The organism is Deltaproteobacteria bacterium, assembly GCA_018668695.1.
GTDB lineage: Bacteria > Myxococcota > XYA12-FULL-58-9 > XYA12-FULL-58-9 > JABJBS01 > JABJBS01.
Genome location: JABJBS010000274.1, coordinates 1 through 3981 on the forward strand (window position 1 = coordinate 1; position 3981 = coordinate 3981).

Annotated in this window: 3 protein-coding genes; 1 reads left to right on the plus strand and 2 read right to left on the minus strand. The window is 50.6% G+C overall.

Going from position 1 to position 3981, the window contains the following annotated elements:
- The coding region (locus HOK28_14595; protein ID MBT6434324.1) for a hypothetical protein at nt 1-516 on the minus strand (516 nt) is incomplete at its 3' end.
- A gap of 356 nt (nt 517-872) precedes the next feature.
- Between HOK28_14595 and HOK28_14600 the strand changes: the two genes are divergently transcribed.
- Nucleotides 873-2357, plus strand: coding sequence for a response regulator (locus HOK28_14600; GenBank protein MBT6434325.1), 1485 nt, complete (start codon nt 873-875; stop codon nt 2355-2357).
- Between the two features lie 3 nt (nt 2358-2360).
- Here the strand turns inward: HOK28_14600 and HOK28_14605 are convergent.
- Nucleotides 2361-3981, minus strand: a 1621-nt coding sequence (locus tag HOK28_14605) for a DUF389 domain-containing protein (protein MBT6434326.1), incomplete at its 5' end; no start/stop codon positions are given.

The window sequence follows — 3981 nt, forward strand, 5'->3', positions numbered from 1 at the left end:
ACCCTTTGGTTTTCCTTTGTTGCTCAAGGGAACAATCGCGAAAAGGTTTGCTACAACCGCATCGGGCTGATCCACAGTACCGGTCGTAATGCGCTGGTGTAAAACTGCTCGGCTTCCATTGTCATCGATGTTTTCTAAACGCGCCGATACAATGAGGTGTTTGTCGTTAGGGATATCGCCATTGATTTCCAAGCGGCAGCCCCCGTTCATAACCTTAACCAATGGATAAGGAATGCCGGTGAGGGTCTTAGATGCCAGCGCGAATCCCCATTGGGGAAATAAATGGGCTGGAATCGTATTTTTATAACGGCTGGGATCTCCCCCCACGTGTTTTACGTAGGTCTTCACCAACTCTTTTGAGCGTGGTGGCAACACCTGCCGAAATTCAGGGCCCGGTGTAGAAGGTGCCGTTCCGCTGGGCTTTACAAAGCCTTGCTTCATGGTGGTTAGAGCAGTGCGACCAAGCTCTTTAAGAACTGGCCCTTGTTCGAGAATGAATTTACTGGAAACAGCCATCAATTCCTCTTTGCGCGAGTGGGTTTGAAACAGGCAGCGTTTGCGGCCCGTGTGCGGTTTCTCTACCATTTGGTAGGGAAAACGACAAGCCTATTATGATGCGACGTGTTAGGGTCTGCAAGGGCATTTACAGGATTTTAAGAGCTGCTCAACATATTACTAAGTAACTGTTTTTATTTCAGTTTAATGATTTTATGCATCTTTGCGATCATGCAAGGCTTCCCGCGCAGCTTCATACCGAGCGAAATCTTCGACGAATTCAGCCTTGGTATCCCTTTACTTGCCCCGGTTCACGCACCCCGAATTTTGCGTATTTCATCGGCCCTTAGAGATCTGCTAGCCTTTGGGTGAACATCATGTCGACACGTATTTTAATCACAGATACCAGCGCCGCGGTTTGCCGGCTTTATCAGTACTACCTGGAGCCTTTGGGTTGTGAGTTCAAAACTGCATCCGATGCACAGGAGTGTCTCGATTTAGCACAGGAATGGAAACCCGACATCATTACCTTGGGTATGGAGCTTGGCGAAACCTCCGGACTTGAACTACTCAACCAAGTTAAAAACGATGACCGCTTTAACCTCACACCTGTCGTTATGATCTCATCGGTATCCAGCGAAGATATGCAAGTACAGGCCTTCGAAGCAGGTGCTATCGAATACATCATCAAACCATTCACTCCCGACTTTCTCCGCAGGCGTGTTGAATCCATTCTTGACCCCATCGAGCGTGATGTCGCTCATGCAGACAAAGGCGAAAATCGTCATAAAGTTTTGGTAGCAGAAGACAGCAAAGCCATCATGCTACTTTATGAATTTCTCTTGGACCAACTCGGCTGCGATATCATTCCATGCTACGACGGACTCTACGCCTGGAAAGAACTCAACAAAAACTCCGACAGCATCGATCTCATCATCAGTGATATTCACATGCCCAACATGGACGGGCGTGAGTTTGCCAAACGGGTGCGCGGTAATCCGGACTTTAACCAAATACCCCTGATCATGTCTTCAACAGTACGCGAGCTGCACGAAATCAAATCGCTCTTACACCAGGGTGCCAACGATTATGTGACCAAGCCATTTTCACATGAAGAGTTTGCCGCACGTGTGAACGCCCACCTGCGCACACGTACCATGATGAATGAGCAGGAGCGCCTGAACCATCAGCTAAGCCAGATGAACGAAATCCTGGAAGAGAAGGTTCGCGCTCGTACCCAGGAAATTAAAGACGCCAACATATCCGCAATCTATATGCTCGCGGTCGCAAGTGACGCTAAAGACTCAGACACCGGGAACCATATTCAGCGAGTCAGGTTTTATTCCGAAGAACTCGCCCGTAAAATTGGCATTGACGAGACAGAAGCAGAAGAGATTGGCTACTCCAGTATGATGCATGACGTGGGCAAGCTCGCGATACCCGACCGCGTGTTGAAAAAACCTGGCCGACTTGACGATGAAGAGCTCGCCATTATGCGTACCCACGCCGCCAAAGGTGCAGAAATTCTTGGAGACAATCCATTCTTTAAAAAAGCCCGTGACATTGCACACTGCCACCACGAGCGCTTTGATGGAACGGGATACCCACGAGGAATTAAGGGTGAAGAGATTCCCCTGCCCGCGCGGATTGTAGCGGTTGCCGATATTTACGACGCGCTCTCGTCGGCCCGGGTCTACAAAGCAGCGTGGACTCAAGATGAAGTACTTGTAGAACTCGTCAATATCTCTGGCACACACCTCGATCCGAGAGTCGTCAATGCATTCTTGGAAATGGTACACGACGGGACAGTGGATAAGATTCGCAAGAAGTATTCAGACCCTGCGGTCGACGGTCATATCTAAGACTTATTGCGGTATTTGGCTTCGGAGTGTGACCACTCGAATGGTGCAAGGCCCTTTGAAGTGAGCTCTCACTTTCTCCCCCAGCTGATTCACTAACGCCTGAGTCACGTCCGCCTCACTGAACAAACGCACCATCACTTGCATGACACCCTCGTCTTTGACCAGTTCAACAATATCCAAAGAGACCGCTGGATACTCGTTCAATACACTTTCGATGCTCTCTGAAAGCATCAACTCATCTTCTGTAAAATTAGAAAGAAGAGCGATAACCAACGGAATCGAAAGCACCATCATCGCAACCAACAATATCGCCCAGATACGTTTTACAAATAGCCGTGTACCCGTTTGGTTATGGTTGGCCCGAATCCCCATGAGATAAAGGGTTCCGGCAGATGCCATAATGATTGCCACTAAGTTGGTGGCGAACAAAAGCGCAGCACCCGCCGCGGCAGTTAACTGCCCCGCTGCCAAACAAATTCCAACCGTTGCAATGGGCGGCACCAATGCTGCAGCAATCGCCACTCCCGGTAGAGCCGCTACCAAGCCCGGCCGCGCCAGTGCAAACGCCGCGGCCACACCGCTAAAGAGCGCAATCCACAAATCGAGTAAGTTCGGATTGGTTCGCCCAGAAAGCTCTGCATTAAGTTCAGGCATCGACGGAGTCGTTAAGCCAAAGAAAAAGCCAACCGCCAAAGCCAAAAGGAAACCGACTAAAATCGAACGGCTGGCCGTCCGGACCATCACTTGATTACCTTGCACTAAGCCCAAACCAGCGCCAATCATCGGCGTCATCAGCGGCGCGACCAACATGGCGCCAATCACAACCGCACCCGAGTTTTGAATCAAACCCAAACTCGCGATGGCTGTGGCCAAGCCCATCAACATAATAAAATCGACACCGACTTGAGAGCCTTGTTTTAAGTGGTCGAAGAGGTCGAGGCGTGCATCTCGGGTAAGGTGCGGCAAAAACTGCTCTAGCCAGCTTGAAAAAGCCCGGCGCGTTTTTTCCACCAGAGGCGTTTCGCTTCTCAAGGTCGCGATGGCCGCTTTGGGTGCTGCAGCAAGGATCTTAGCGGCAACACCGCCGCGCTTCTCCATCAGCTCTTTGTCCGATGCGCCTAGTAAAATAACATCGTACTCATCACTAACGGCTTCACAGACAGCTTGGAACCTATCATCCGCTACAGAGACTGAGGAAACGACCACTCTCGAATGCTCATGCTCGTATTTCTGAAGTAGATTCTTAAGACGGCGCTGAGCCCAGGCCAATGCATCATCGGAATCGGACTCCCCAACATAGAGAGCGGTAACCTCCCCATCGTAACGTTCAGCAAGTTCACGCCCTATCTCCAGAGCACGTTCGCAATGCCGGGTATCTCTTAATGGTACCAAAATTTTCTTTGCGGCAGCCGGTGGACGAGTCGAATCGACGACCATCACATCACAGTGCGCCTCACTAACCAGTACCGAGGCCAGTGACGATTCCTCACCGAAGCGGGCCCGCGCTGTCTCTGTATTGGAAATAACCACAAGGCCCACGCCATCTTCAGCGATGATGCCCCGAACTGCGTCTATGAATTTTGAACCGCGGTACGACTTAACGCCCATCCCTTTGTTGATCTCG